The following is a 21582-nucleotide window of genomic DNA, read 5'->3' on the forward strand; positions in this document are numbered from 1 at the left end:
AGCCCCAAGTGCCGGTCGGGGCCACGGCGTTACAGATCGAATACGACGGTCACCGGCGCATGGTCCGACCAGCGGAGGTCGTGAGTGGCCGCCCGTTCGACGTACGCCTTGACGGCCCGATCGGCGAGCCGGCCGGTCGCGACCAGGTAGTCGATGCGCCAGCCCGAGTCGTTGTCGAAGGCCCTGCCGCGGTACGACCACCAGGAGTACGGGCCCTCCTGGTCCGGGTGCAGCGCGCGCACCACGTCGACGTACGCCGCCTCCTCGAAGACCTGTGTGAGCCAGGCCCGCTCCTCGGGCAGGAACCCGGAGTTCTTCTTGTTCGCCTTCCAGTTCTTGAGGTCGGCCTCCTGGTGGGCGATGTTCCAGTCACCGCAGACCAGCACCTCGCGCCCGTCGGCCGCGGCGCGCTCCTTCAGTCCCTGGAGGTACGGCAGGAACTCCGCCATGAACCGGACCTTCTCCTCCTGCCGCTCGGTGCCGACCTCGCCGGAGGGCAGATAGAGGCTGGCGACCGTGACGCCGGGGAGGTCCACCTCGACGTACCGCCCGCTCCCGTCGAATTCGGTGCTGCCGAAGCCGACCTGCATGCGCTCCGGCGCCCGCCGCGTATAGAGCGAGACGCCCGCGCGCCCCTTGGCGGCCGCGGGGGCGTGCACGACGTGCCAGCCCGCCGGTTCGCGCACCTCGTCCGGGAGCTGGTGCGGCTCGGCCCGTACCTCCTGGAGGCAGATCACATCGGCCGAGGTATCCGCCAACCACGGCACGAAGCCCTTTTTGGCGGCGGCGCGCAGCCCGTTCACATTTACGCTGGTCACAGTGAGCATCCGGGCACGATACCGACATCAGAACGCGGTCGACCCGGATAGTGCATAGCTGTACGATTGAACGTATGAGTATCCAGACCTGCGCCTATGACCACCCCGACGCGATCAAGCTCGACGCCCAGGTGCAGCAGGAATATATGCAGCGCTACGGCGGCGAGGGCGACATCACCCCGCTCGACCCCGCCATGTTCGAGCCACCACGGGGCATCTACCTCATCGCGTACGACGACCGGGGCCGCCCCGTCGCCACCGGCGCCTGGAGAGCCCAGGACGAGAACGGCGAGGGGTACTCGACGGGCGACGCCGAGCTCAAGCGCATGTACGTCATTCCCGACTGCCGCGGCCTCGGGCTCGCGCGGCGCATACTCGCCGCCCTGGAGGCGGACGCCCGTGCGGCCGGCCGCACCCGGATGGTGCTGGAGACCGGCACCGAGCAGCCCGAGGCCATCGCCCTGTACGCGTCGAGCGGTTACCTGCCGACCACGAAGTTCGGTCACTTCCGCGAGTACGACAGCAGCCGCTGCTTCGCCAAGCCGCTCACGCCGTAATGCCGTCGGGGCACAAAAAGAACGAGCTCGCGTCCGATCTCAGCGATCGGACGCGAGCTCATCAACTGCTGCGGTGGGCCGTTCACGGGTGGGGTTGAGCTGGGGGGACGCGGATGTTCCGATAGGGCTCCCCGGCGCCGGAAGTGCCGCAGGCAAGGGCGCGGCCTTCGGCGAGATGGCAGCCGGAGCCGCGTCGGCCGCTCCGGACGTGCGAATGCCGACCGCGCTCAGCACCCCGCTGACGGCCAGGGCGGCCACCGCACAGACCAGGGCGACGCGCAGTCCGGACAAGAAGTGGCCTGAGGTGGCCTCGCCGACGAGCAGGCCCATCACAGCGACACCGAGGAGCCCCCCGAGCTGGCGCGAGGCGTTGAGGACACCGGAGGCGATGCCGGCGTTGGCCGGATCAACGGAGCCGAGCATGGCGTTCGTCATGGACGGCACGACCAGGCCGATACCGAAACCGGCGACCAGGAGCTGGACGACGATGGCCGGGTACGACGCGGAGCCGATGAACGGCACCGTGGCCAGATAGCCAACAGCGGCCAGGGTGTTGCCGGTGATCAGGACGGTGCGGGCGCCGTAGCGCTTGACCAGCGGTCCGCACGCCAGGTTGGCGATCATGATGGCGGCGGTCATCGGCAGGAAGGCAAGCCCGGCCACGATCGGCGAGTACGTCCAGACCTGCTGGAAGAAGAGGCTGAAGACGAAGATCAGGCCGTAGAAGGCAAAGTTCAGCAGGACACCGATGAGCGAGGTGGAGCTGAATGCCTTCCGGCCGAACAGGTGCAGTGGCAGCATCGGGTCGGCACTGCGGCGCTCCACGGCGACGAAGCCGATCAGCGCGAGCACGAACACGGCCAGGCAGGTCAGGACGAGCACCGAGGTCCAGCCCTTCGAGTTCGCCTCCACTATCGCGCCGGTGAGGGTGCCCAGGCCGATGACGGCGAGCAGCTGGCCCGGTAGGTCGAGGGAGCGGCGGGCCGAGAGGGCACGAGCCGGGGCGGGCAGCGCGTACGCCTTGGTGAGCAGGATGCCCACGATCGCGATGGGGATGTTGACGTAGAAGATCGAGCGCCAGCCCAGGGTGTCCACCAGGACGCCGCCCACGACGGGGCCGAGCGCGAGTGCGAGCCCACCGGAGGCGGCCCACAGGCTGACGGCACGGGTACGCCGGGCGGGGGAGGAGAAGTTGGTGTTCACGATCGACAGGGACGACGGCACGATCATCGCGGCGCCAATGCCCTGGAGGATGCGGGCGGTGACGAGCGCGAGCAGTGAGGGCGCGGCTCCGCAGGCCAGCGATGTGACGGCGAAGAGCGCGAAGCCCCACATGAAGATCCGCTTGGGGTCGAAGCGGTCGCCCATGGCGCCGGCCGTCAGGAGAAAGGCGGCGAAGGTGAGGGTGTAACCATTGATCACCCATTCCAGGCCTGAGAGGCCGCCGCCGAATTCTCCGGCGAGCGCCTCGGTGGCGACGTTCACGACGCTGACGTCCAGGATGACGACCACGAATCCCAGGCAGGCCGCGAACAGGGTCAGCCCTGGCCGGGCCCTGGGGGGTTGATTCTGGGGCACTCTCTTGTCCTTCCATGGGTGGCGAGGGGGGATCAGAGGGGGGTGAGGGCAAGCGAGTGATGAAGCCGCGCGCGGGGCGCCGCAGATTCACCTAGACTGTTCGCTGCCAGACGAACACTTTCGAGTGTACGCAGATCATCGAACACTCTGCAATCCGGACTCGGGGCGCGAGAGTGGGACGGAGCACACACCATGACGGCCACGGGACAGCAGCCGGCGGCGGGCACGAGCCATCGCGCCGCGCCGGTCCACGCGCACCCCGGCGACGTACCACTGGAGACGGCACTGCTCGCCCTCGCTGATCCCGTCCGGCAGACCCTGGTAAGGGAGTTGGCCGGAGCCGGGGACTGGGAGCGGGCCTGCGGGAGCTTCGACGTGCCGGTGACCAAGGCAACGCTGAGCCGGCATTTCGCGGTGCTGCGTGAGGCCGGGCTCCTGGAGCAGCGCGACGCAGGGCCAAAACGGCTCAATCGCCTGCGCCGCCCGGAGTTCGACGAGCGCTTCCCCGGGCTCCTGGACCTCGTCCTGCGCTCGGTGGGCGACGACACCGGGTGACCGGCCGACCAAGCCCTCTAGAGGCAAGCTGCACGGTCATGCAGCCCCTTCGCCACGTTCTCAACCGTGGACCGGTCCATGCTCGGGGTGCCGAACGCCAGCTGCATGCCGAACGCCCCCTTGAACATGGCCAGGTGGAGCACCAGCGCGTAGTTGGCTCCGGTTCGGTTGACCACGGTGCGAAAGCCCGTCACTCGGCTCGAGTGCGGACCGAGCGCCTGGTCGACGACCCCGACGTTCGTGATGCAGATCCCCGGGGACTCCGTTGCCGCGGCGGCCTCCTCGACCGCCCGCCGGATCGCCGCGTGATCTCGCCGGGGTGGGCGCCACGCGGCGTCAGCCGCACGGAACGACGAGGCATAAGCCCGCGCGTGCCCCGCTGTGCTGCCGCCGCAGTCGAGGCGCACAGGTGCGTTCACCACGTTGATGAAACAGCCCACATCCGGCAGGAAGCCGCTCTGCTCATAGCGCTGCCGTAGCGACACGGCCGTGAACAAGGAGATCTCCGAGCGGCCCGCGGCGGCCGCGACACCGGACGCGAACGACTCGGCGAGCGCTGCCGCGAAGAACTGGGTGACCGTGATCCGGTGGCTCTCGCACCAGTTCTTGAGCGTCAGGCTCTCCGGCCGCGTAAGCGACCGGTGCGCCGCCAGCTGTACGGGGCCGGGCCCTTCGGTCCGCACCGCCTTCGCCAAGAGGCTGATACGCCTCTGGCGCAGCGATACAGCGATTGACACCACCTGCGCGCCGTCTTGGGCCCGCCCGCATACGCGCAAGCGCCCCGCCCTGGAGGCGAGCGCCAACTGGCACTACAAGGGCGGTGGCGACCGGGAGTTCGGCTACAGCGCCACCCTCGCCATCGCTGCGCACGCCGACCCGGACCGGGCCGGCCGCTACCCACAGCTCATCCTCGGCATGGTGCTGCACACCCCCGAGAAGGACATGGGTCGTCATGCCCACTACGTCAGCGCTGTTCGGGCCCAGCTCACCGCACTCCGCGGCTTCACTGCGGCCGACTGTGCCTACACCAAACTCCTTCCCTATAACTTCCACCGACCCATGCGCGCCCTCGGCTACATGCCGGTACTCGACTTCACCAAACCCCAGGTCGCCGATCAGGCAGAGCACCGTCACCAGGGCGCTATCACCAAAGTGGGCCGACTGTTCTGCCCCCTCACCCCACGCCCCCTGCTCGACCTCTATCAGCAAGTCCGCAGCGCCAGAAATGAGCGCGAGCGCATTCCACTGCGAGAGCAGCTGCAACAGATCGAGGCGTACGCACTCACCCGCAAGGACACATTCGACGACCAAGGCACCGAGCGGTACGCCTGCCCCGTCACCAAGCTCAACTGCCCCTGGGCTCAGAAGCCGTAGTTCAATCGATCATGTGGCCTGGCGGTCGATCTGATGTTCCTCGCGTCGATCCCGGATAGGTGATCTTCATGGGGCGGGGCATGAAAGCAGGGCCTCTTGGAAGCGAGTGGTTGTCGAGATCACCGTTTCCAGGAGGCCCTGTTGTTCCAGTTCACCGCATCGATGGGGCCGGTGGCCAGTGGTTCGGCGCGGTCGTGTGACTGTCTCGCGCACGTGTACGGAAACGCGGCCGATCAGCCCGGCCGTGAGCGTCGGTACCCGACGGACATGACGGACGCGGAGTGGGCGCGGGTGCGCCCGTTGCTGCCGGTCCCGGCGTGGCTGGGCAAGCAGGCGGGCCGGCCGGAGTCTTATTGCCACCGGCAGATGGTCGACGCGGTGCGCTACGTCGTCGACAACGGTGTCAAGTGGCGGGCGATGCCCGCAGACTTCCCCTGCTGGGAGCGGGTGTACGCGTTCTTCCGCCGGTGGCGGGAGCAGGGGTTGATCGCGGAGTTCCACGACCGGCTGCGCGAGCAGGTGAGGGCGCGGGCGGGCAGGAACGTGGAGCCGAGCGCGGGAATCGTGGACTCACAGTCGGTGAAGGCCGCCGCCAACGTTCCGGCCGCCTCACGGGGTTACGACGGAAACAAGAAGATCAACGGGAGGCGTCGGCACATTGTGACCGACGTCCTGGGTCTGCTGCTGAGCGTCCACGTCGCCCCTGCTGACATCGGTGACCGTGACGCGTTCCAGGCCCTCCTGCCCTTCCTGAGCAAGAGATTTCACCGGCTCCGTCTCATCTGGGCCGACGGCGGCTATACCGGCCCTGTCCTCGCCGGTGCGGCGAAGGCGCTGAACATCGTGCTGGAGGTCGTCAAGCGCAGTGACGACACCAAGGGCTTCAAGATCCTTCCCCGCCGCTGGGTGGTGGAACGGTCTTTCGGCTGGCTGATGCGCTCGCGCCGTCTGGCCCGCGACTTCGAGACCACGACCGTCAGCGCCGAAGCGATGATCCTGTGGTCGATGACCATGGTCATGAGCCGTCGCCTCGCTGGCCGTCCGCGAGCGTGAACCGTCCCGCCCGCACCTCGGTCAGCCATCCACGGGCCACCATCTTCTTCGCCTTCGACCGCACCCCCTCCACCTTCGCCGGCACCAACTCCAGGCCCAGCCCACCGGCGATCTCCCTGCAGATCATCGACCGGTCACCATCCGCCCCGCCGGCCTCCCGGCCGACCAGAACACCGATGATGCGCTGATAGTCCGGCGGGAGCGCGGAGGCCGACAGGTCCGCCCGCCATTGCGGCACCATCGAACCCGACACCGTCACCGACGGGTCGGGCCGCGACTCCCCTCCCACCTCGACCGCCACGGACCCGTGGTCCACGCTCAAGGCGTCATCGAGCTCTTCCAACGCGACGACCTTCCGTTCCCAGAACGTCTCGGCCTCCCGCAGCGCGGCCAGGACCCGCTCGGCCTCCTCGCGCAGCAGTTCCACCCGCTGCCTCGCCGCACGTTCCCGCTCCTCGAACAGCCCTTTCACCGACGGCATCCCCGCACCTCCACGCTCGGACAATCATGACGCCCGAACCCTTCCGCGCTCAGCCCACTTCATACCTGACCAGCGGAAACGCAACCCTCAAGACCCTTTTAGCAACAGCTTCTCAGGAACGGGAAAGCGGGGGCACAGCAAAGAAGTAGGGGCCCGTATCGGTAGTCATTGACCTCGACGCCCACCGCACACGTCATGCCCCGCACACGCCAGGAACTGCCCTGGCAGACACCCTCCTGGGCTCTGGCCTACCAGACGCTCCGCGCGCACATCGAAGGCGGCAACGGGCGTCTGAAGTCCGTCGACTCCGCCCGGCACTCCCGCGAGAGACGTCAGCCCCGCGGGCGTGTCGCCCAGACGCTGCAACAAGGGCCCCATCACCGGCCTCGACCCCGAGCCGGGCGATGTCCTCCCGCCCTACACCACCACCGTCGTGACAGCCATGCCCCGCCCCAGAAGCCAGAGCCGAAGCCCCTGAGACGGCACGCACCCCGCAATTGCAGATCGACACGTCGCGAGACCGCAGGAGTCTGACTCCATGCCTGCGGTCCCTGCGGCATGTCCGCATCTCCACCCCCGGTCGGTTCCGACGGAGGCCGCCCCGCTTCCCGGCGGCCCGGCAGGCTGACTTTCACACAAACAGAGGCCGAAACGACGAGATCCCGTTCAGACGGTGACCGTCTGAACGGGATCTCGTGAACAGTTCTCGGGCTAACCCGAGAACGGCCTTGCGGTGGACCTGTGGGGATTTGAACCCCAGACCCCCTCGATGCGAACGAGGTGCGCTACCAGACTGCGCCACAGGCCCTTGCAACGAGAGAAACTCTAGCACTCCGATCGGGGTGCTTGGAAATCCGTTCCTCGCAGGTCACTCGTTGACTGCGCGGGGTCGGTCGTCGTCCGCGTACTGGTCGAAAAGCGGTGTGCGGCCCCGGTCGCGGTTGCGCCGCGGTGAAGTTGTGCGCTGCCGCGGCGGCTGCTCGGCGGCGGGCGCCGGCTCCGGCGCGGGAGTCGGTTCGGCGGTGCTCGATCGTGCCGAACTCCAGGTGCCCGGGTCGCCGAAGTCCACACTGCCCGTGGCGCGCGGCGCGACCGGGGCGGTGACGTACGTCGGCAGCGGGACCGGCACCGGGTCCCAGCTCTCGCCACGCGTGGAGCCGCGCTCGCGCTCACGCTGCTGGTCGACCCACTCCGCGTGGTCCGTCTGCTCCACCAGGGCGCGACGGCCCGCCTCCTGCGGGGAGACCGCGGGCGCCGGTTCCGGCTCCGGCCGTACGGCGGGCTCCTCGTCCGGCTCAGCGCCCGCCGAGCGCCGGCCCTGGTGCGGGCGGCGCTCACGCAGCCGCTGTGCCGCCACTTCGGCCCTGCGCCGGTCCATGGTGAAGGCGAAGCGGCGCCGCTCCTGTGTGCGCAGATGCACGATGTACGTGCTCAGCAGGAACGCGGGGATCGCCGGCGCCCACAGGGCGCGCAGACCGCCGACCGCCGCGATGATCGCGCCCACGCTGAAGACGACGAAGAGGACCACGGTGGTGCGCCGACGGCGCGCGAGGACCTTCGAGCGCCGGGCTCGTTCGGCGGCTGCGCCCGTAGCACGCGCACGCCGTTCCTCTCGTGCGCTCTGCCGCGCGCTTTGTCGCGCCTCTTCGCGCGCGTGCTCCCGCGCGTCTTCCTCCCGTGCTTCTTCTCGTGCTTCTTCGCGCGCCTCCTGGCGTGCTTCCCGGGCCTTCTCGCGCGCTTCTTCACGCGTGTCGGGGCGTTCGGTCTGCAACGGGGGCGCGGCAAAGGCCCGGACGTCGACGGAACTCATTCGGTCCGTGACGGCATCCGGGTCCACGTCGGACTGCGCCTCACCAGCGGTGCGGTCCTGCAGCTCCTTGGCGTATCGGCGCTCCATGGCCGCCCGTCCGGACAGCAGCCGGATGGCGGTGCTGAAGCGTTCCGTCGGACGGGCCTCATTGAGCTCGTCCTGCCTGCGGAGCCACATCGGCACCAAGTAGGCGGCCCAGGCCCCGACGATGACTGCGTAGATGAGGCCACTGCTGCTCACACCCCACACCGTAGAGGGGTCTGCGCTGGGCCATCCGCCAATTGGCCCGGTGTGTCGCACGATCTGGCTGATAACTCGAACTTTTTTGTGATTGATCGGATCAGCAGGCCACTTGTGGGTGCACACACGATCAAGCAGCGATCAATTTCGAACACTTATTTTATTTGTGGGGTGTTCCCGGCCGTGCTCGGCGCCAGCGGGTGAGCAGTCCTTCCGGTACCTCTTCCGCCGTGAGTGCGAAGACCAGATGGTCACGCCATCCACCGTCGATGTGGAGATAGCGGGGGCGCAGGCCCTCCTCACGAAATCCGAGCTTCTCCACGACCCTGCGACTCGGGACGTTCTCGGGGCGAATGCAGACCTCGATGCGGTGCAGGCCGACCGTCCGGAAGCAGTGGTCCACGGCGAGGGCGACGGCCGTCGGCATCACGCCGCGGCCCGCCACGTCACGGTCGACCCAGTAGCCGATGTGCCCTGAGCACATCGACCCCCAGGTGATCCCGGCGACCGTCAACTGACCCGCCAGTTGTCCCCGGTACTCGATGACGAAGGGCAGCATCCGGCCCGCGTTGGCCTCGGCACGCAGATGACGGACCATCTGCCGGTAGGTGGGGCGCAGAGCGACCGGGCCCGAGGGGGCGGGCGGCGGGATCGTCGCCTCCCAGGGGCGCAGCCAGTCGCGGTTGCGCCGGTTGACGTCGCGCCAGTTGCGCTGGTCGCGCAGCCTTATCGGGCGGAGGACGACATCGCCGTCCGTCAGGTCGACAGGCCAGGGTGAACCGTTCAGCTCGGGCTCCCGAGTCGCGGGGGGCCGGGGTGGTCGCCGCCCCTGAGCTGGTCGACGGCGTGCGTCAGGAGCCGGTCCAGGACGGCAAGGCCGTCGCGCACCCCGCCGGTGGAACCGGGCAGGTTGACGATCAGGGTCCGGCCGGCGACACCCGCGAGGCCGCGGGAGAGCGCGGCGGTCGGGACCTTCGCAAGACCCTCGGCGCGAATCGCCTGAGGGATGCCGGGGATCTCGTAGTCGAGGACGCGGCGGGTGGCCTCCGGGGTCCGGTCGGTGGGCGAGATGCCGGTGCCCCCGGTGGTGACGATGACGTCGCACGCGGCGGCGACGCCCGCGCGCAGGGCCGCCTCCACCGGGTCGCCGTCCGGGACGACCTCGGGCCCGGCCACCTCGAAGCCCAGCGCGGTCAGGGCCTCGGCGATCAGCGGGCCGCCCCGGTCGGCGTAGACGCCGGCGGACGCCCGGTTGGACGCGGTGACGACGAGGGCTCTGAGAGGGGCTCGGTCGGCGGTGGTCATGAACGGCTCCAGTCGCCGGACTTGCCGCCCGTCTTCTCCTCGACCCGCACATCGGTGATGACCGCGCCCTTGTCGACCGCCTTCACCATGTCGATCACCGTGAGCGCGGCGACCGTGACGGCGGTCAGTGCCTCCATCTCGACGCCCGTACGGTCGGTCGTGCGCACCGTGGCGGCGATCTCCACGGCGTCAGCGGCGACGGACAGATCGAGCTTCACGCCCGAAAGCGCCAGCGGATGGCACAGCGGGATCAGGTCGGGCGTGCGCTTGGCGCCCATGATGCCCGCGATACGTGCCGTGGCGAGCGCGTCGCCCTTGGGGACGCCCTCACCGCGCAGCAGTTCGACGACGCGCGGCGAGACGAGGACACGTCCGGTGGCACGGGCGGTGCGCGCGGTGACGTCCTTGGCCGATACGTCGACCATGCGGGCCGCGCCCGCCTCGTCGATGTGGGTGAGCCGTTCGTGCGTACTCATTACGTGTGGCGCTCCCGGTCAGGGCCTGTGAGGGCAGACACGCTACCCCCACCGGGCCCCAGTCACCCGAGCAGGACCACTACGACCTCCGCGCCGGGCTCCAGCGAGGTGGCTTCCTCCGGAACGGTGATCAGCGCGTCGGCCAGGGCGAGGGCCGCGACCAGGTGCGATCCGGCGCCGCCGACGGGTGTGACGGTGCCCGACTCCTCGTCGTACGTACCGCGCAGGAACTGGCGTTTGCCTGCCGGGGAGCTGAGCGGCTTGTCGGCGCGCAGCGTCGCGCGGGCCGTGGGGCGGTGGACGTCCTTGAGCCCCATCAGGGCGCGGATCGCGGGGCGCACGAACAGCTCGAAGGAGACGTACGACGAGACCGGATTGCCGGGGAGGGCCAGCAGCGGGGTGTGGTCGGGGCCGATGGACCCGAAGCCTTGGGGCTTGCCCGGCTGCATGGCGAGCTTACGGAAGTCGATGCCGCTGCCCGGCTCGTCCTCGTCACCGACGGACGAGAGAGCCTCCTTGACCACGTCGTACGCGCCGACGCTGACGCCGCCGGTGGTGACGATCATGTCGGCCCGGATCAGCTGGTCCTCGATGGTGGCGCGGAGCGTCTCGGCGTCGTCGGTGACGGCGCCGACGCGGTAGGCGATGGCTCCGGCGTCACGGGCGGCGGCGGTCAACGCGAAACTGTTGGAGTCGTAGATCTGGCCCTGGCCCAGCTCCTCGCCCGGCTGGACCAGCTCGCTGCCGGTCGACAGGACGACGACGCGGGGGCGCGGGCGGACCATGACGGTGGCGCGGCCGATGGCGGCCAACAGTCCGATCTGTGGCGGGCCCACGATCGCACCGGCCTCCAGGGCGAGGTCACCGGCCTGGACGTCACTGCCGCGGGCACGCACATGGGCGCGGGCCTCGACGGGGCGATGGATGCGGACTTCGCCCGACGCGTCCTCGGGCGACGCGCTGTGCGCACGCATTGTGGCGGCGGGACCGCCGCCCGTACCGCCGTCGGTCCACTCGACCGGGACGACAGCCTCGGCGCCGGGCGGCAGCGGGGCTCCGGTCATGATGCGGGCGGCCTCGCCGGGGCCGACGGTGAGCAGCTCGCCACTGCCCGCCGCCACATCGCCGATCACCGTGAGGACCGCGGGGAACTCCTCGCTGGCACCCGCCACATCGGCGGTGCGCACCGCGTACCCGTCCATCGAACTGTTGTCGAAGGGGGGCAGGGAGACGGGCACCGTCACGTCCTCGGTGAGGACACAGCCCTGGGCGTCCGGCAGTTGCAGCTCGATGGGTTCGAGCGGGCGGATCGCGCCGAGGATGTCCTCCAGGTGCTCGTCCACCGACCAGATGTGGCCGTCCTTGTCGGTGGACGCTGCCGGCGACGCTGTGGTGCTGCTCAAGGTGCTACATCTCCTCGGTGACGTAACTGCGAAGCCAGGTCCGGAAGTCCGGGCCCAGGTCTTCACGTTCGCACGCGAGTCTGACAATGGCGCGCAGATAGTCGCCGCGGTCACCGGTGTCATAGCGCCGGCCCTTGAAGACGACGCCGTGCACCGGGCCGCCGACCGTCTCGTCCTGGGTCAGCTGCTGGAGGGCGTCGGTGAGCTGGATCTCGCCGCCGCGGCCGGGCTCGGTCTTGCGCAGTATTTCGAAGATGCCAGGGTCCAGGACATAGCGGCCGATGATCGCGTAATTGCTGGGCGCGTCGGCCGGGTCGGGCTTCTCGACCAGACCGGTGATCCGTACGACGTCGCTGTCCTCGGTCGCTTCGACGGCCGCGGAGCCGTAGAGGTGGATCTGCTCGCGGTCGACCTCCATGAGGGCGATCACGCTGCCGCCGTGCTCCTCCTGGACCTGGATCATCCGGGAGAGCAGCGGGTCGCGCGGGTCGATCAGGTCGTCACCGAGGAGTACGGCGAAGGGCTGGTCGCCGACGTGCGGCGCGGCGCACAGCACGGCGTGACCCAGGCCCTTGGGGTCGCCCTGGCGGACGTAGTGCATGGTGGCGAGGTCGCTCGACTCCTGCACTCTCGCCAGGCGTTCGGCATCGCCTTTGCGGCCCAGGGCCGACTCCAGCTCGTAGTTGCGGTCGAAGTGGTCCTCAAGAGGGCGCTTGTTGCGGCCGGTCACCATGAGAACGTCGGAGAGACCGGAGGCCGCGGCCTCCTCGACCACGTACTGGATGGCCGGCTTGTCCACGACGGGCAGCATCTCTTTGGGAGTGGCCTTGGTCGCAGGCAGGAAGCGGGTTCCGAGACCGGCGGCAGGGATGACAGCCTTGCTGATCCTGAGGTGGGACTGAGTCATGGGCAGAACGATATCCGTTGCGTATGGGCGGAAGATTAGGCTCCGGTCAATAAATTCTCATACGAGGGGTTTGTGAAGCCGCTGTGCTGTGTGACGAGCCTGACAAGGCCGGGTTGCGAAGAGAACTCCTCGACATGAGGAACCGGTTGACCAGGGATGACGTCCAGGAGACGGATGCCGCGCTGGCCCGGCGGGCGATGGGGCTGCCGGAGCTCGTCGACGCCAGGACGGTGGCTGCGTATGTGTCCATCGGGCGTGAACCGGGCACGCACGCGCTCCTCGACGCGCTGCGCGCGCGGGGCGTGCGGGTGCTGCTTCCGGTGCTCCTGCCGGACAACGATCTGGACTGGGCCGAGTACGAGGGCGCGGACCTGCTCGTGCGCGCCCGGCTCGGACTTCTGGAGCCGGGGGGCGCGCGGCTCGGCGTACACGCCGTCCTTGCCGCGGACGCCGTGCTGCTGCCCGGCCTCGCCGTGGACAGCCACGGGATGCGTCTCGGGCGGGGCGGTGGCAGTTACGACCGGGTGCTCGCCCGGCTGGACGAGGTGGGCGTAACGCCGTACCTGGTGGTGCTCCTCTACGACAACGAGGTGGTCGCGCGGGTCCCGAAGGAGCCGCACGACCACCCCGTACACGCCGTGGTGACGCCGGGTGGAGTCAGGCGCTTTACGGCCTGAGCACCAGCTTGTCGGAGGTGCTCTTCTCGACGGCTTCACCGGTGAACGCCCAGTCGAGCAGCTGGCCCTTGGCCCACTTGTCCGTCTGGTCGGTGTAGTGCGCGCTGTAGGCGTGCCCCGAAGCACCGGTGAGGTTGATCCAGCGGGACTTGTCGAGGTCCTTCAGGTTCACCACCATCCGCATGGACGGCACCCACAGGACCTCATAGCCGCCCGCCGCGTTCCAGCCGGTGGCGTTGACCGCGGCCTCGCCGCCGCCCAGGTTCCACGGGCCACGGTTCAGCATCCACCGCAGGACGCCGGGTCCTTCGATACCCAGCGTCTGGTTCTTCAGCATCAGCTGGTGCAGCCGGCCCCAGCTCCAGGTGTCGACGTCCTTGCCGAGCTTCGCCGTCAGCTCCCAGCGGGCGTCCTTCATCGCGCGGTCGAGCAGTTCGTCCCGGGTGTCGGTCGCCTTGTCCAGACGGTTGCTCGGCGCCTGCCACCACGCGTTGTTCTCGTCGTTAAGCATCTTGCGGACGACCTCGTACCAGCGGTCACCGCCGTCCGGCTGCGCCGTGTCCGGGTCGCGCTGACCGCACTCGCGCACCCGCTCGTCGGCGTCGTCGACCGGGCCCGAGCTGTCGGCGGGGCGGACGATCAGGCACTGGCCCTTGACCCGCAGTTCCTTGGGCATCTTGTTGCCGAAGGCGAGCATGAGGACGTTGCGCCACACGGAGTTGAAGTACGCGGCGGCGGCGGAGTCCGGCTCCTGCGTGTAGTCCCAGCCCTCAAGCAGCTTCTGCGTCTCACGGACGTTCGGGTCCGAGACATCGATCTTCAGCAGATAGGGCGTGAGCAGCTTGGCGATCTCGCTGCTGTTGTCCGTCTGCATCGTGCGCATGTCTTCGGTCGAGATCTTGACGCCGTCCTTGATCTTCGACTCGATGAGGTCGTTGATCCGCTGGCTGCGCGCGCCGTAGCCCCAGTCCTTGGCGAGCAGGTACGGGTACTTCTTCTGGTCGATCACGGCCTGGTTGGCGGTGACGATGTAGCCACGCTTCGGGTTGTACTCGTACGGCAGCTCGTCCTGCGGGATATACCCGGACCAGCGGTAACGGGGGTCCCAGCCCGCGGCGGGCAGCGTACCGTCGCCGGCCGCCCGGATCGGGATGCGGCCCGGGGCCTGGTAGCCGATGTTGCCCTTGGTGTCGGCGTAGATGAGGTTCTGCGAGGGGACCTCGAAGTGGCCCGCGGCCGCGCGGAAGCTCTTGAAGTCCTTGGCCCGGTTCAGCTCGAACACGGCGTCCATCGACTTGCCGGGCATCAGCGCGGTCCATTTGAGGGAGATCGCGTAGCCGTCCCCGCGGTCGGGCGCGGCGTTGGCGACAGGCGCCTTCTCGCCGACCTTCTCCAGCTCATCACTGCGGTCGGAGACCAGAGGACCGTTGTTGGTGGAGCGGACGGTGATCTTCTTCGACTTGCCGCCGGCGACCTTGATGGTCTCCTCGCGGGTCGTGAAGGGCTTCTGCTTGCCGTCGTAGAGGTAGCTCTCGCCGGTGATCTTTTCCAGGTACAGATCGGTGACGTCGGCACCCAGGTTGGTGAAGCCCCAGGCGATGTCCTTGTTGTGGCCGATGATCACACCCGGCAGTCCGGCGAAGGTGTTGCCGGCGACGTCGTAATTGCACTTCGCGTTGAGGCTGCGGCAGTGCAGGCCCATCTGGTACCAGGTCGAGGGCAGCTGGGGCGCCAGGTGCGGGTCGTTGGCGAGCAGGGGCTCGCCGGTCGTCGTGTACTTGCCGGAGACGACCCAGGAGTTGGAGCCGATGCCGCTGCCGTTGGGGCCGAGCAGGGCGGGGATCTCGTCGAGGGCGTCGGAGACCCGGGAGAGCTGGCTCTGGAATCCCTGGGTGCTGTTCGACCCGGTGCCGCCGGTGCCTGAACTGGTCCCGGCGCCCGCACCCGTACCTGAACCCGAGCCGTTCGAGGTGGCGGAGGCCTTCGGGTCGTACTTCTTCGTGATCTCGTCGACCGCGCCCTCCTGGACGACCGGCTTGTTGCGGTCGAAGGGATAGCCCGGGTAGAGGTCCTTGATCTGCTTCGTGGTCAGCCGGCTCGTCATCAGCGAACGGTCGATCTCGTCCTGCATGTTGCCGCGCAGGTCCCAGGCCATGGCCTTGAGCCAGGCCACCGAGTCGACGGGCGTCCACTTCTCGGGCTTGTAGTCGTTGGTGAGGCCGAGCGCCGCGTACTCGACGGAGATGTCCTTGCCGTCGCGGCCTTCGAGGTACGAGTTGACCCCGGCGGCGTACGACTGGAGGTACTTCTTGGTCTCCGGCGACAGCTTGGTGTCGTACTCCTGCTGCGCGATCTGACGCCAGCCGAGCGTGCGCAGGAAGGTGTCGGTCTCGACCTGGCCGGAGCCGAACATCTCCGAGAGGCGGCCCGACGTCATGTGACGGCGGACGTCCATCTCGTAGAAACGGTCCTGCGCCTGGACGAAGCCCTGGGCGCGGAACAGGTCTTCGTCGGAGTCCGCGTAGATCTGCGGAATGCCGTAGCTGTCGCGTTTGACGTCGACGGGCCCGGAGAGACCTTCGACCTCGATCGAGCCGGTGGTCTGCGGAAATGAGGCGCGCACCGTGCTGATTCCCCAGAACGTGCCATAGCCGACACCCACAACAAGCGCCAACACCAGCACGATCACAATCAGGCGGGCGCGACGCCCCTTTTTCTTCTTGCCGGAAGAGGCGGTGGTGTTGGCGGGCATCGCTGTCCTTCGAGGGGCAGGGTGGTCCTGGAGGGCTGGAGCAACCATAGGCGTAGCGCTCCTACGCTCCCGACGCGGTGTCTCCAACTGTGATCGTACGGATGATCGACGGCGTCAAGGAAACGTTAAAGATTAGGTAAGGTAACGAAGTACCGGCCGCCGGAGGAACGATCCGGCAAGCGTGCGAGGGAAGGAACGTCCACTGACTGTCCATCAGCTCAATGAACTCCTGCTCATCTGCTCGCTCGTCCTGCTCTCTGCCGTTGCCGCCGTGCGTCTTTCATCCCGCAGCGGCCTTCCCAGCCTGCTCATTTATCTCGGCATCGGTGTCGCGATAGGGCAGGACGGGATCTTCAACGTCAAGTTCGACAACGCCGAGCTGACGCAGGTGATCGGCTACGCCGCACTCGTGGTGATCCTCGCCGAGGGCGGTCTGGGCACGAAGTGGAGAGAGATCAAGCCGGCTCTGCCCGCCGCTGTCGTCATGTCGACCTTCGGTGTCGCGGTGAGCGTGGGCGTGACAGCCGCCGCGGCGCACTATCTGGTCGGCCTCGACTGGCGGCAGTCCCTGATCATCGGCGCGGTGGTCTCCTCGACGGACGCGGCGGCCGTCTTCTCCGTACTGCGCAAGGTCCCGCTGCCCTCCCGGCTGACCGGTGTACTGGAGGCCGAGTCGGGCTTCAACGACGCCCCCGTGGTGATCCTGGTGGTGGCGTTCTCGACCGCGGGGCCGGTGGATGCGTGGTACGTCCTGGTCGGCACGATCGCCCTGGAGCTGGCGATCGGCGCGGCCATCGGGCTCACGGTGGGCTGGCTGGGCGCGTACGGCATGCGGCGGGTGGCGCTGCCCGCCTCCGGGCTCTACCCGATCGCGGTCATGGCGATCGCGGTGGCGGCGTACGCCGCCGGCGCCATGGCGCACGGCAGTGGCTTCCTCGCCGTCTACCTCGCGGCGATGGTGCTGGGCAACGCCAAGCTGCCGCACTGGCCTGCGACGCGCGGGTTCGCGGACGGGCTCGGCTGGATCGCGCAGATCGGCATGTTCGTCCTGCTCGGCCTGCTGGTCACACCGCACGAGCTGCTGGACGACTTCTGGCCCGCCATGATCGTCGGCCTGGTGCTGACCATGGTGGCCCGCCCGCTGTCCGTCATGCTCAGCATGCTGCCCTTCCGGCAGCCGTGGCGGGAGCAGGTGCTCGTCTCGTGGGCGGGACTGCGCGGGGCCGTGCCCATCGTGCTGGCCACCATCCCGATGGTGGCGGGTGTCGAGGGCAGCGATCAGATCTTCAACATCGTCTTCGTGCTGGTCGTCGTCTACACCCTCGTGCAGGGGCCGACACTGCCGTGGCTGGCGACCCGGCTGCAGCTCGGCGACTCAGAGGCCGGCGCCGCCGACCTGGGCGTCGAGTCGGCGCCGCTGGAGCGGCTGCGCGGCCATCTGCTCTCGGTGGCGATCCCGGAGAAGTCGAGAATGCACGGGGTCGAGGTGGCCGAGCTGCGGCTGCCGCACGGGGCCGCGGTCACGCTGGTCGTCCGCGACGGAACCAGCTTCGTACCGCTGCCGACGACCGTGCTGCGGCGGGGTGACGAGCTGCTCGTGGTGGCGACCGATCCGGTACGCGACGCCGCGGAGCAACGGCTGCGGGCCGTCGGGCAGGGCGGCAAGCTGGCCGGCTGGCTGGGAACCGGAGGGGAACATTCCGGCTAATCGCCGGTTCTAAGGCTGCGTGACAGCTCTCATACGCAATCTCAGGCACGGCAGGCAGGATTGCCTGTAACCTGCAGGTGTACTGATTTACCAACTCTGCCTGACGCAGAGCTGGCGCGACCGCACGGCGGCCGGCCCCCTCGCAGTGGGTGTCCAGGTATCTACCGCAGGTCCTGCGCAAGAGGACAGCTCTCGGCGGCTCCCGCACGCTCGTACATGCGCGTGCACTCGTGTCTCTTTTACGGGCACTCGTGATTTCTTTCGCGGGCACAGGGAGCGTCACCAGGCGGCAGAAAGGCAAGGACCGTGGCATCCACGGTCACCGCGAGCCGCCCCGGTTACGGGCAGCTGCTGCGCACTCCGGGGGCATGGACCTACCTGCTCCCCGGCTTCCTGGCACGACAGCCCTTCGCGATGCTGACGATCGGCATCGTGCTGCTGGTGCAGCACACCACCGGCTCGTACGGAACGGCAGGCATCGTCGCCGCCGTTACCGGCGTTTCCATGGCACTGTTCGCGCCGCAGAGCGGCAAACTGGCCGACCGTTTCGGCCAGAGCGCCGTCCTGGTCCCGGGCATCCTGGTGCACACGGCGTCCGTCGTCACACTGACGGCGCTCGCGCTCGCGAACGCGCCCCTGTGGGCGCTGTTCGTCGCGGCCGTCCCCACCGGTGCTTCCGTGCCGCAGATCGGCCCGATGGTCCGGGCCCGCTGGGCCGCGAAGCTGGAGGGTTCACCGCTGATGTCCACCGCGGCGGCCTTCGAGTCGGTGACGGACGAGTTCACCTTCGTTGTCGGACCGGTCCTCGCGACCGCACTGTGCACCGGTGTGCACCCGGCGGCCGGCCTGATCGCCGAGGCGGCACTGACCCTGATCGGCGGCCTGTTCTTCGCGCTCCAGCGCGGTACGCAGCCCAAGGTCGGACGCGTCAGCGCGTCCGACGGACGCCGTGCCTCCGCACTGTCCGTACCGGGTGTGCGGGTGCTGGCAGTGGCCTTCCTCGGCATCGGCGCGGTCTTCGGCGGCATGCAGGTCTCGCTGACCGCCTTCTCCGAGGAGATCGGCCGTCCCGGTGTGAACGGACTGCTGTACGGCGTCTTCGCGGCCGGCAACATGCTCGCCGGCGTCGCGTGCGGCGCCATCGCCTGGAAGGTCGGGCCGCGTCGCCGCTTGATGTTCGGGTACGCCGGTCTGACTCTGGCCGCCTCCGGGCTGTGGGCGGTGCACTCCGTGCCACTGCTCGCGGGTCTGGGACTGCTGGTCGGCCTGTGCATCGCGCCCGCGCTGATCACCGGCTACACGATGGTCGAGTCCCTAGTGCCCGCCACGGCCCGCACCGAGGCCTACACCTGGCTGACCGGCGCCGTCGCGCTGGGCCAGGCGGCAGCCGTCACGGTCGCCGGACAGCTGGCGGACGCGAACGGCGCGAGCGCCGGATTCCTGGTGCCGCTGGCCGGTACCGCGCTCGCCTTCAGCACCCTGGTGGCACTGCGCTCGCGGCTGCTGCCGAAGTCCTCGGGGCGGGTGGCGGCACGTGGCGTGAGTCACCGAGTGCCGGTCACGGTGGACTGATCCAGCGGAATACGTCACTATGGACCGTCGTTAGCACTCATCGAGTGAGAGTGCCAGGAGGAGCAAGTGCCGACCTATCAGTATCAGTGCACCGAATGCGGCGAAGGCCTTGAGGCGGTGCAGAAGTTCACCGATGACGCCTTGACGGTGTGCCCCAGCTGCGAAGGACGCCTGAAGAAGGTGTTCTCGGCGGTCGGCATTGTCTTCAAGGGTTCCGGCTTCTACCGGAACGACAGCCGTGGGTCCTCGGCGAGCAGCACGGCGCCGGCGTCGCCCGTGAAGGCGGCCGCGTCGTCGACGTCGTCGTCCGGTTCTTCCAGCTCCGGTTCTGGGTCTGGGTCTGGGTCTTCCGGATCGGGCTCCGAGTCGAAGTCGTCGTCGAACGCCGGCTCTTCGTCGCGCTCCAGCAGCTCTTCAGGCTCGTCGAGCTCGTCGAGCAGTTCCTCGGCCGCCTGACCTCACCGCCTTTCGCGTGTCTCAGCAGGTCCCCGTCGTATTCGTACGACGGGGATTTCCGCATGTCCATGACGTACGGATACGGCAGAGACCTCGGCATATCCGCGCGCGGACGCCCGGCTAGTGTGATCGCCATGGTGAACGCGGAGATCGGCGTGATTGGCGGCTCGGGCTTCTACTCCTTCTTGGAGGACGTGACCGAGGTCGAGGTGGACACCCCCTACGGGAAACCGAGCGACTCCCTGTTCCTCGGTGAGATCGCCGGACGGCGGGTCGCTTTCCTCCCTCGCCACGGACGCGGTCATCATCTGCCGCCGCACCGCATCAACTACCGCGCCAACATGTGGGCGCTGCGCTCCGTCGGCGCGCGCCAGGTACTCGGTCCGTGCGCGGTGGGCGGCCTGCGGGCGGAGTACGGGCCGGGCACTCTGCTCGTACCCGATCAGTTGGTGGACCGTACGAAGGCGCGGGCGCAGACCTTCTACGACGGTGAGACACCGGTGGACGGGAAGCTGCCCAACGTGGTGCATCTGACCTTCGCCGACCCGTACTGCCCCGAGGGGCGCAAGGTGGCGCTCGCGGCGGCGCGCGGGCGCCAGTGGGAGCCGGTGGACGGCGGGACGCTGGTCGTCGTCGAGGGGCCGCGCTTCTCGACGCGGGCCGAGTCGCGGTGGCATGCGGCGAACGGCTGGTCGGTGGTCGGCATGACCGGGCACCCGGAAGCGGTGCTCGCACGGGAACTGGGGCTCTGCTACACGTCGCTGACGCTGGTGACGGACCTGGACGCGGGCGCTGAGACGGGCGAGGGCGTCTCCCACGAAGAGGTGCTGAAGGTCTTCGGGGCCAATGTCGGCCGGCTGCGTTCGGTGCTCTTCGACGCGGTGGCCGCGCTGCCCGCGAGCAAGACGCGCGACTGCCTGTGTGTGCACGCTCTGGACGGGTGCGACACCGGGATCGAGCTGCCCCAGCAGGTCTGACCGGCGGTTGGTCGCCTTCGTGACCGGCGGTTGGTCGCCTTCGTCGACGGACGATTGGTCGCCTTCGTGGACCGGCAGTCGCCCTCGTGAGTGAGCGAGTTGTCCACAACTCGGGGGCCGTCCACAGGGCTCGGCGAGATCCGGCCGAATCTTGGATCGTGAGGAGCGTTCGAGAAGAACGCAGCACGCAGAACGAACTCCTCACGGCAGGCGGTCCTCGCTATGTCCTCCCCCACGCCCCTTACTCCCCTGTCACTCACTCCCACTGTTCCCGATGCGTCCGTCCCCGGGCCGGAGCCCGGCGGCGTCCCCGAATTCGCCCCGGTGCGGGTGCGCGGTGGCAGCCACCGGTTGCGGCGCGCGGTGCTACGCAGGCGGCGGGCGGTGGCGGCCGGGCTCGCGGTGACGGCTGCCGCGCTGGCCACTGCGGGGGTGCGCGACGCGGGCCCTGCGGGCGGGGTTCACTCAGAGGCGGCCTCGGGGCCGCCACGTGCGCGGCAGTCCGTGGAAATGGTGTCGGCTCCGGTGCGTATCGCCGATGCGGAGACCGTACGGCTGCTGCGGCGCGGGGACCGCGTGGATGTGATCGCCATTGCCGACTCCCCGATGGGCGGTGGGGACTCCGATGCGCGGGTGGTGGCGAGGGGTGCCCGGGTGACCTCCGTGCCGAAGGCCCTCGTGACCGCAGGGGGCGACAGCGGCGCGCTGGTCGTCGTGTCCGTCCCCCGGGCCTCCGCGGCGGCGCTGGCCGGCGCGGGCACGACCTCACGGCTGGCGGTGACGCTGTGCTGACCGGGACTGGGTCCATCCCGACGGGGCCGACTCGAACCGGGCTGAACGCAGTTGCGTTGCCCGCAGCCGCGCTGACTAGAACTGATGACCT

General features: G+C 68.9%; 21 protein-coding genes and 1 tRNA gene. 10 read left to right on the forward strand and 12 right to left on the reverse strand.

The window, feature by feature from the left end; all coding sequences use genetic code 11:
- Positions 1 to 29: 29 nt before the first annotated feature.
- Positions 30 to 827, reverse strand: coding sequence for an exodeoxyribonuclease III (locus tag ABCR94_RS35700; protein ID WP_347125293.1), 798 nt, complete (start codon positions 825 to 827; stop codon positions 30 to 32).
- 65 nt (positions 828 to 892) lie between these two features.
- Here ABCR94_RS35700 and ABCR94_RS35705 point away from each other — a divergent pair, with 65 nt between their 5' ends.
- Positions 893 to 1375, forward strand: coding sequence for a GNAT family N-acetyltransferase (locus ABCR94_RS35705; RefSeq protein ID WP_347125295.1), 483 nt, complete (start codon positions 893 to 895; stop codon positions 1373 to 1375).
- 39 nt (positions 1376 to 1414) lie between these two features.
- Here the strand turns inward: ABCR94_RS35705 and ABCR94_RS35710 are convergent, their stop codons facing one another.
- Positions 1415 to 2953: an MFS transporter gene (locus ABCR94_RS35710; RefSeq protein WP_347125297.1), complete on the reverse strand. Its 1539-nt coding sequence runs from the start codon at positions 2951 to 2953 to the stop codon at positions 1415 to 1417.
- A gap of 192 nt (positions 2954 to 3145) precedes the next feature.
- Here ABCR94_RS35710 and ABCR94_RS35715 point away from each other — a divergent pair, with 192 nt between their 5' ends.
- Positions 3146 to 3508, forward strand: coding sequence for an ArsR/SmtB family transcription factor (locus ABCR94_RS35715; protein ID WP_347125298.1), 363 nt, complete (start codon positions 3146 to 3148; stop codon positions 3506 to 3508).
- A 17-nt stretch (positions 3509 to 3525) separates the two neighbouring features.
- Here the strand turns inward: ABCR94_RS35715 and ABCR94_RS35720 are convergent, their stop codons facing one another.
- A complete protein-coding gene (locus ABCR94_RS35720; protein ID WP_347125345.1) occupies positions 3526 to 4092 on the reverse strand; it encodes a hypothetical protein in 567 nt (188 codons plus the stop codon).
- Between ABCR94_RS35720 and ABCR94_RS35725 the strand changes: the two genes are divergently transcribed.
- Both ABCR94_RS35725 and ABCR94_RS35730 read left to right on the forward strand, forming a co-directional pair.
- The gene (locus tag ABCR94_RS35725) at positions 3998 to 4882 is read left to right on the forward strand and encodes a hypothetical protein (protein ID WP_347125353.1); all 885 of its coding nucleotides are present in this window, start codon (positions 3998 to 4000) and stop codon (positions 4880 to 4882) included. The two genes, ABCR94_RS35720 and ABCR94_RS35725, sit on opposite strands and share 95 nt — an antisense overlap.
- A 267-nt stretch (positions 4883 to 5149) precedes the next feature.
- A complete protein-coding gene (locus tag ABCR94_RS35730; RefSeq protein ID WP_347117076.1) occupies positions 5150 to 5935 on the forward strand; it encodes an IS5 family transposase in 786 nt (261 codons plus the stop codon).
- Here the strand turns inward: ABCR94_RS35730 and ABCR94_RS35735 are convergent.
- From ABCR94_RS35735 to galU, 8 genes are all read right to left on the reverse strand, one after another.
- Positions 5898 to 6416: a zinc ribbon domain-containing protein gene (locus tag ABCR94_RS35735; RefSeq protein WP_347117077.1), complete on the reverse strand. Its 519-nt coding sequence runs from the start codon at positions 6414 to 6416 to the stop codon at positions 5898 to 5900. The two genes, ABCR94_RS35730 and ABCR94_RS35735, sit on opposite strands and share 38 nt — an antisense overlap.
- A gap of 734 nt (positions 6417 to 7150) precedes the next feature.
- Positions 7151 to 7224 (reverse strand) — tRNA-Ala (locus ABCR94_RS35740).
- 60 nt (positions 7225 to 7284) lie between these two features.
- The gene (gene sepX / locus ABCR94_RS35745; protein WP_347125300.1) at positions 7285 to 8466 is read right to left on the reverse strand and encodes a divisome protein SepX/GlpR; all 1182 of its coding nucleotides are present in this window, start codon (positions 8464 to 8466) and stop codon (positions 7285 to 7287) included.
- 160 nt (positions 8467 to 8626) lie between these two features.
- The gene (locus ABCR94_RS35750) at positions 8627 to 9253 is read right to left on the reverse strand and encodes a GNAT family N-acetyltransferase (protein WP_347125347.1); all 627 of its coding nucleotides are present in this window, start codon (positions 9251 to 9253) and stop codon (positions 8627 to 8629) included.
- A complete protein-coding gene (locus ABCR94_RS35755; protein ID WP_347125301.1) occupies positions 9250 to 9771 on the reverse strand; it encodes a MogA/MoaB family molybdenum cofactor biosynthesis protein in 522 nt (173 codons plus the stop codon). Before ABCR94_RS35755 ends, ABCR94_RS35750 begins: the two co-directional genes overlap by 4 nt.
- Positions 9768 to 10247, reverse strand: coding sequence for a cyclic pyranopterin monophosphate synthase MoaC (moaC, locus tag ABCR94_RS35760; protein WP_347125302.1), 480 nt, complete (start codon positions 10245 to 10247; stop codon positions 9768 to 9770). The genes ABCR94_RS35755 and moaC overlap by 4 nt, the downstream gene beginning before the upstream one ends.
- Positions 10248 to 10309: 62 nt before the next feature.
- The gene (glp, locus tag ABCR94_RS35765) at positions 10310 to 11650 is read right to left on the reverse strand and encodes a molybdotransferase-like divisome protein Glp (RefSeq protein WP_347125304.1); all 1341 of its coding nucleotides are present in this window, start codon (positions 11648 to 11650) and stop codon (positions 10310 to 10312) included.
- A gap of 4 nt (positions 11651 to 11654) precedes the next feature.
- Entirely contained in the window at positions 11655 to 12557 is a 903-nt protein-coding gene (gene galU / locus ABCR94_RS35770; RefSeq protein WP_347125306.1) for a UTP--glucose-1-phosphate uridylyltransferase GalU, read from the reverse strand.
- An 86-nt stretch (positions 12558 to 12643) separates the two neighbouring features.
- Here galU and ABCR94_RS35775 point away from each other — a divergent pair, with 86 nt between their 5' ends.
- Positions 12644 to 13234, forward strand: a complete 591-nt coding sequence (locus tag ABCR94_RS35775; RefSeq protein WP_347125349.1) for a 5-formyltetrahydrofolate cyclo-ligase — start codon at positions 12644 to 12646, stop codon at positions 13232 to 13234.
- On the opposite strand, the gene ABCR94_RS35780 is transcribed toward ABCR94_RS35775, so the two are convergent.
- The gene (locus ABCR94_RS35780; RefSeq protein WP_347125308.1) at positions 13224 to 15986 is read right to left on the reverse strand and encodes a penicillin acylase family protein; all 2763 of its coding nucleotides are present in this window, start codon (positions 15984 to 15986) and stop codon (positions 13224 to 13226) included. The two genes, ABCR94_RS35775 and ABCR94_RS35780, sit on opposite strands and share 11 nt — an antisense overlap.
- 181 nt (positions 15987 to 16167) lie before the next feature.
- On the opposite strand from ABCR94_RS35780, the gene ABCR94_RS35785 reads away from it, so the two are divergent.
- The 5 genes from ABCR94_RS35785 (at position 16168) to ABCR94_RS35805 (ending at position 21491) form a co-directional block, all read left to right on the forward strand.
- Positions 16168 to 17694, forward strand: coding sequence for a potassium/proton antiporter (locus ABCR94_RS35785; protein ID WP_347125310.1), 1527 nt, complete (start codon positions 16168 to 16170; stop codon positions 17692 to 17694).
- Positions 17695 to 18000: 306 nt separating this feature from the next.
- Positions 18001 to 19266: an MFS transporter gene (locus ABCR94_RS35790; RefSeq protein ID WP_347125312.1), complete on the forward strand. Its 1266-nt coding sequence runs from the start codon at positions 18001 to 18003 to the stop codon at positions 19264 to 19266.
- 66 nt (positions 19267 to 19332) lie between these two features.
- A complete protein-coding gene (locus ABCR94_RS35795) occupies positions 19333 to 19722 on the forward strand; it encodes an FmdB family zinc ribbon protein (RefSeq protein WP_347125314.1) in 390 nt (129 codons plus the stop codon).
- A 134-nt stretch (positions 19723 to 19856) separates the two neighbouring features.
- On the forward strand, positions 19857 to 20699 hold the full coding sequence (locus ABCR94_RS35800) for an S-methyl-5'-thioadenosine phosphorylase (protein WP_347125351.1): 843 nt from the start codon (positions 19857 to 19859) through the stop codon (positions 20697 to 20699).
- A gap of 222 nt (positions 20700 to 20921) precedes the next feature.
- Positions 20922 to 21491: a hypothetical protein gene (locus ABCR94_RS35805; protein WP_347125315.1), complete on the forward strand. Its 570-nt coding sequence runs from the start codon at positions 20922 to 20924 to the stop codon at positions 21489 to 21491.
- Positions 21492 to 21582 lie beyond the last annotated feature (91 nt).

Origin of the sequence: Streptomyces changchenzhani (assembly GCF_039766235.1) — a bacterium.
GTDB lineage: Bacteria > Actinomycetota > Actinomycetes > Streptomycetales > Streptomycetaceae > Streptomyces.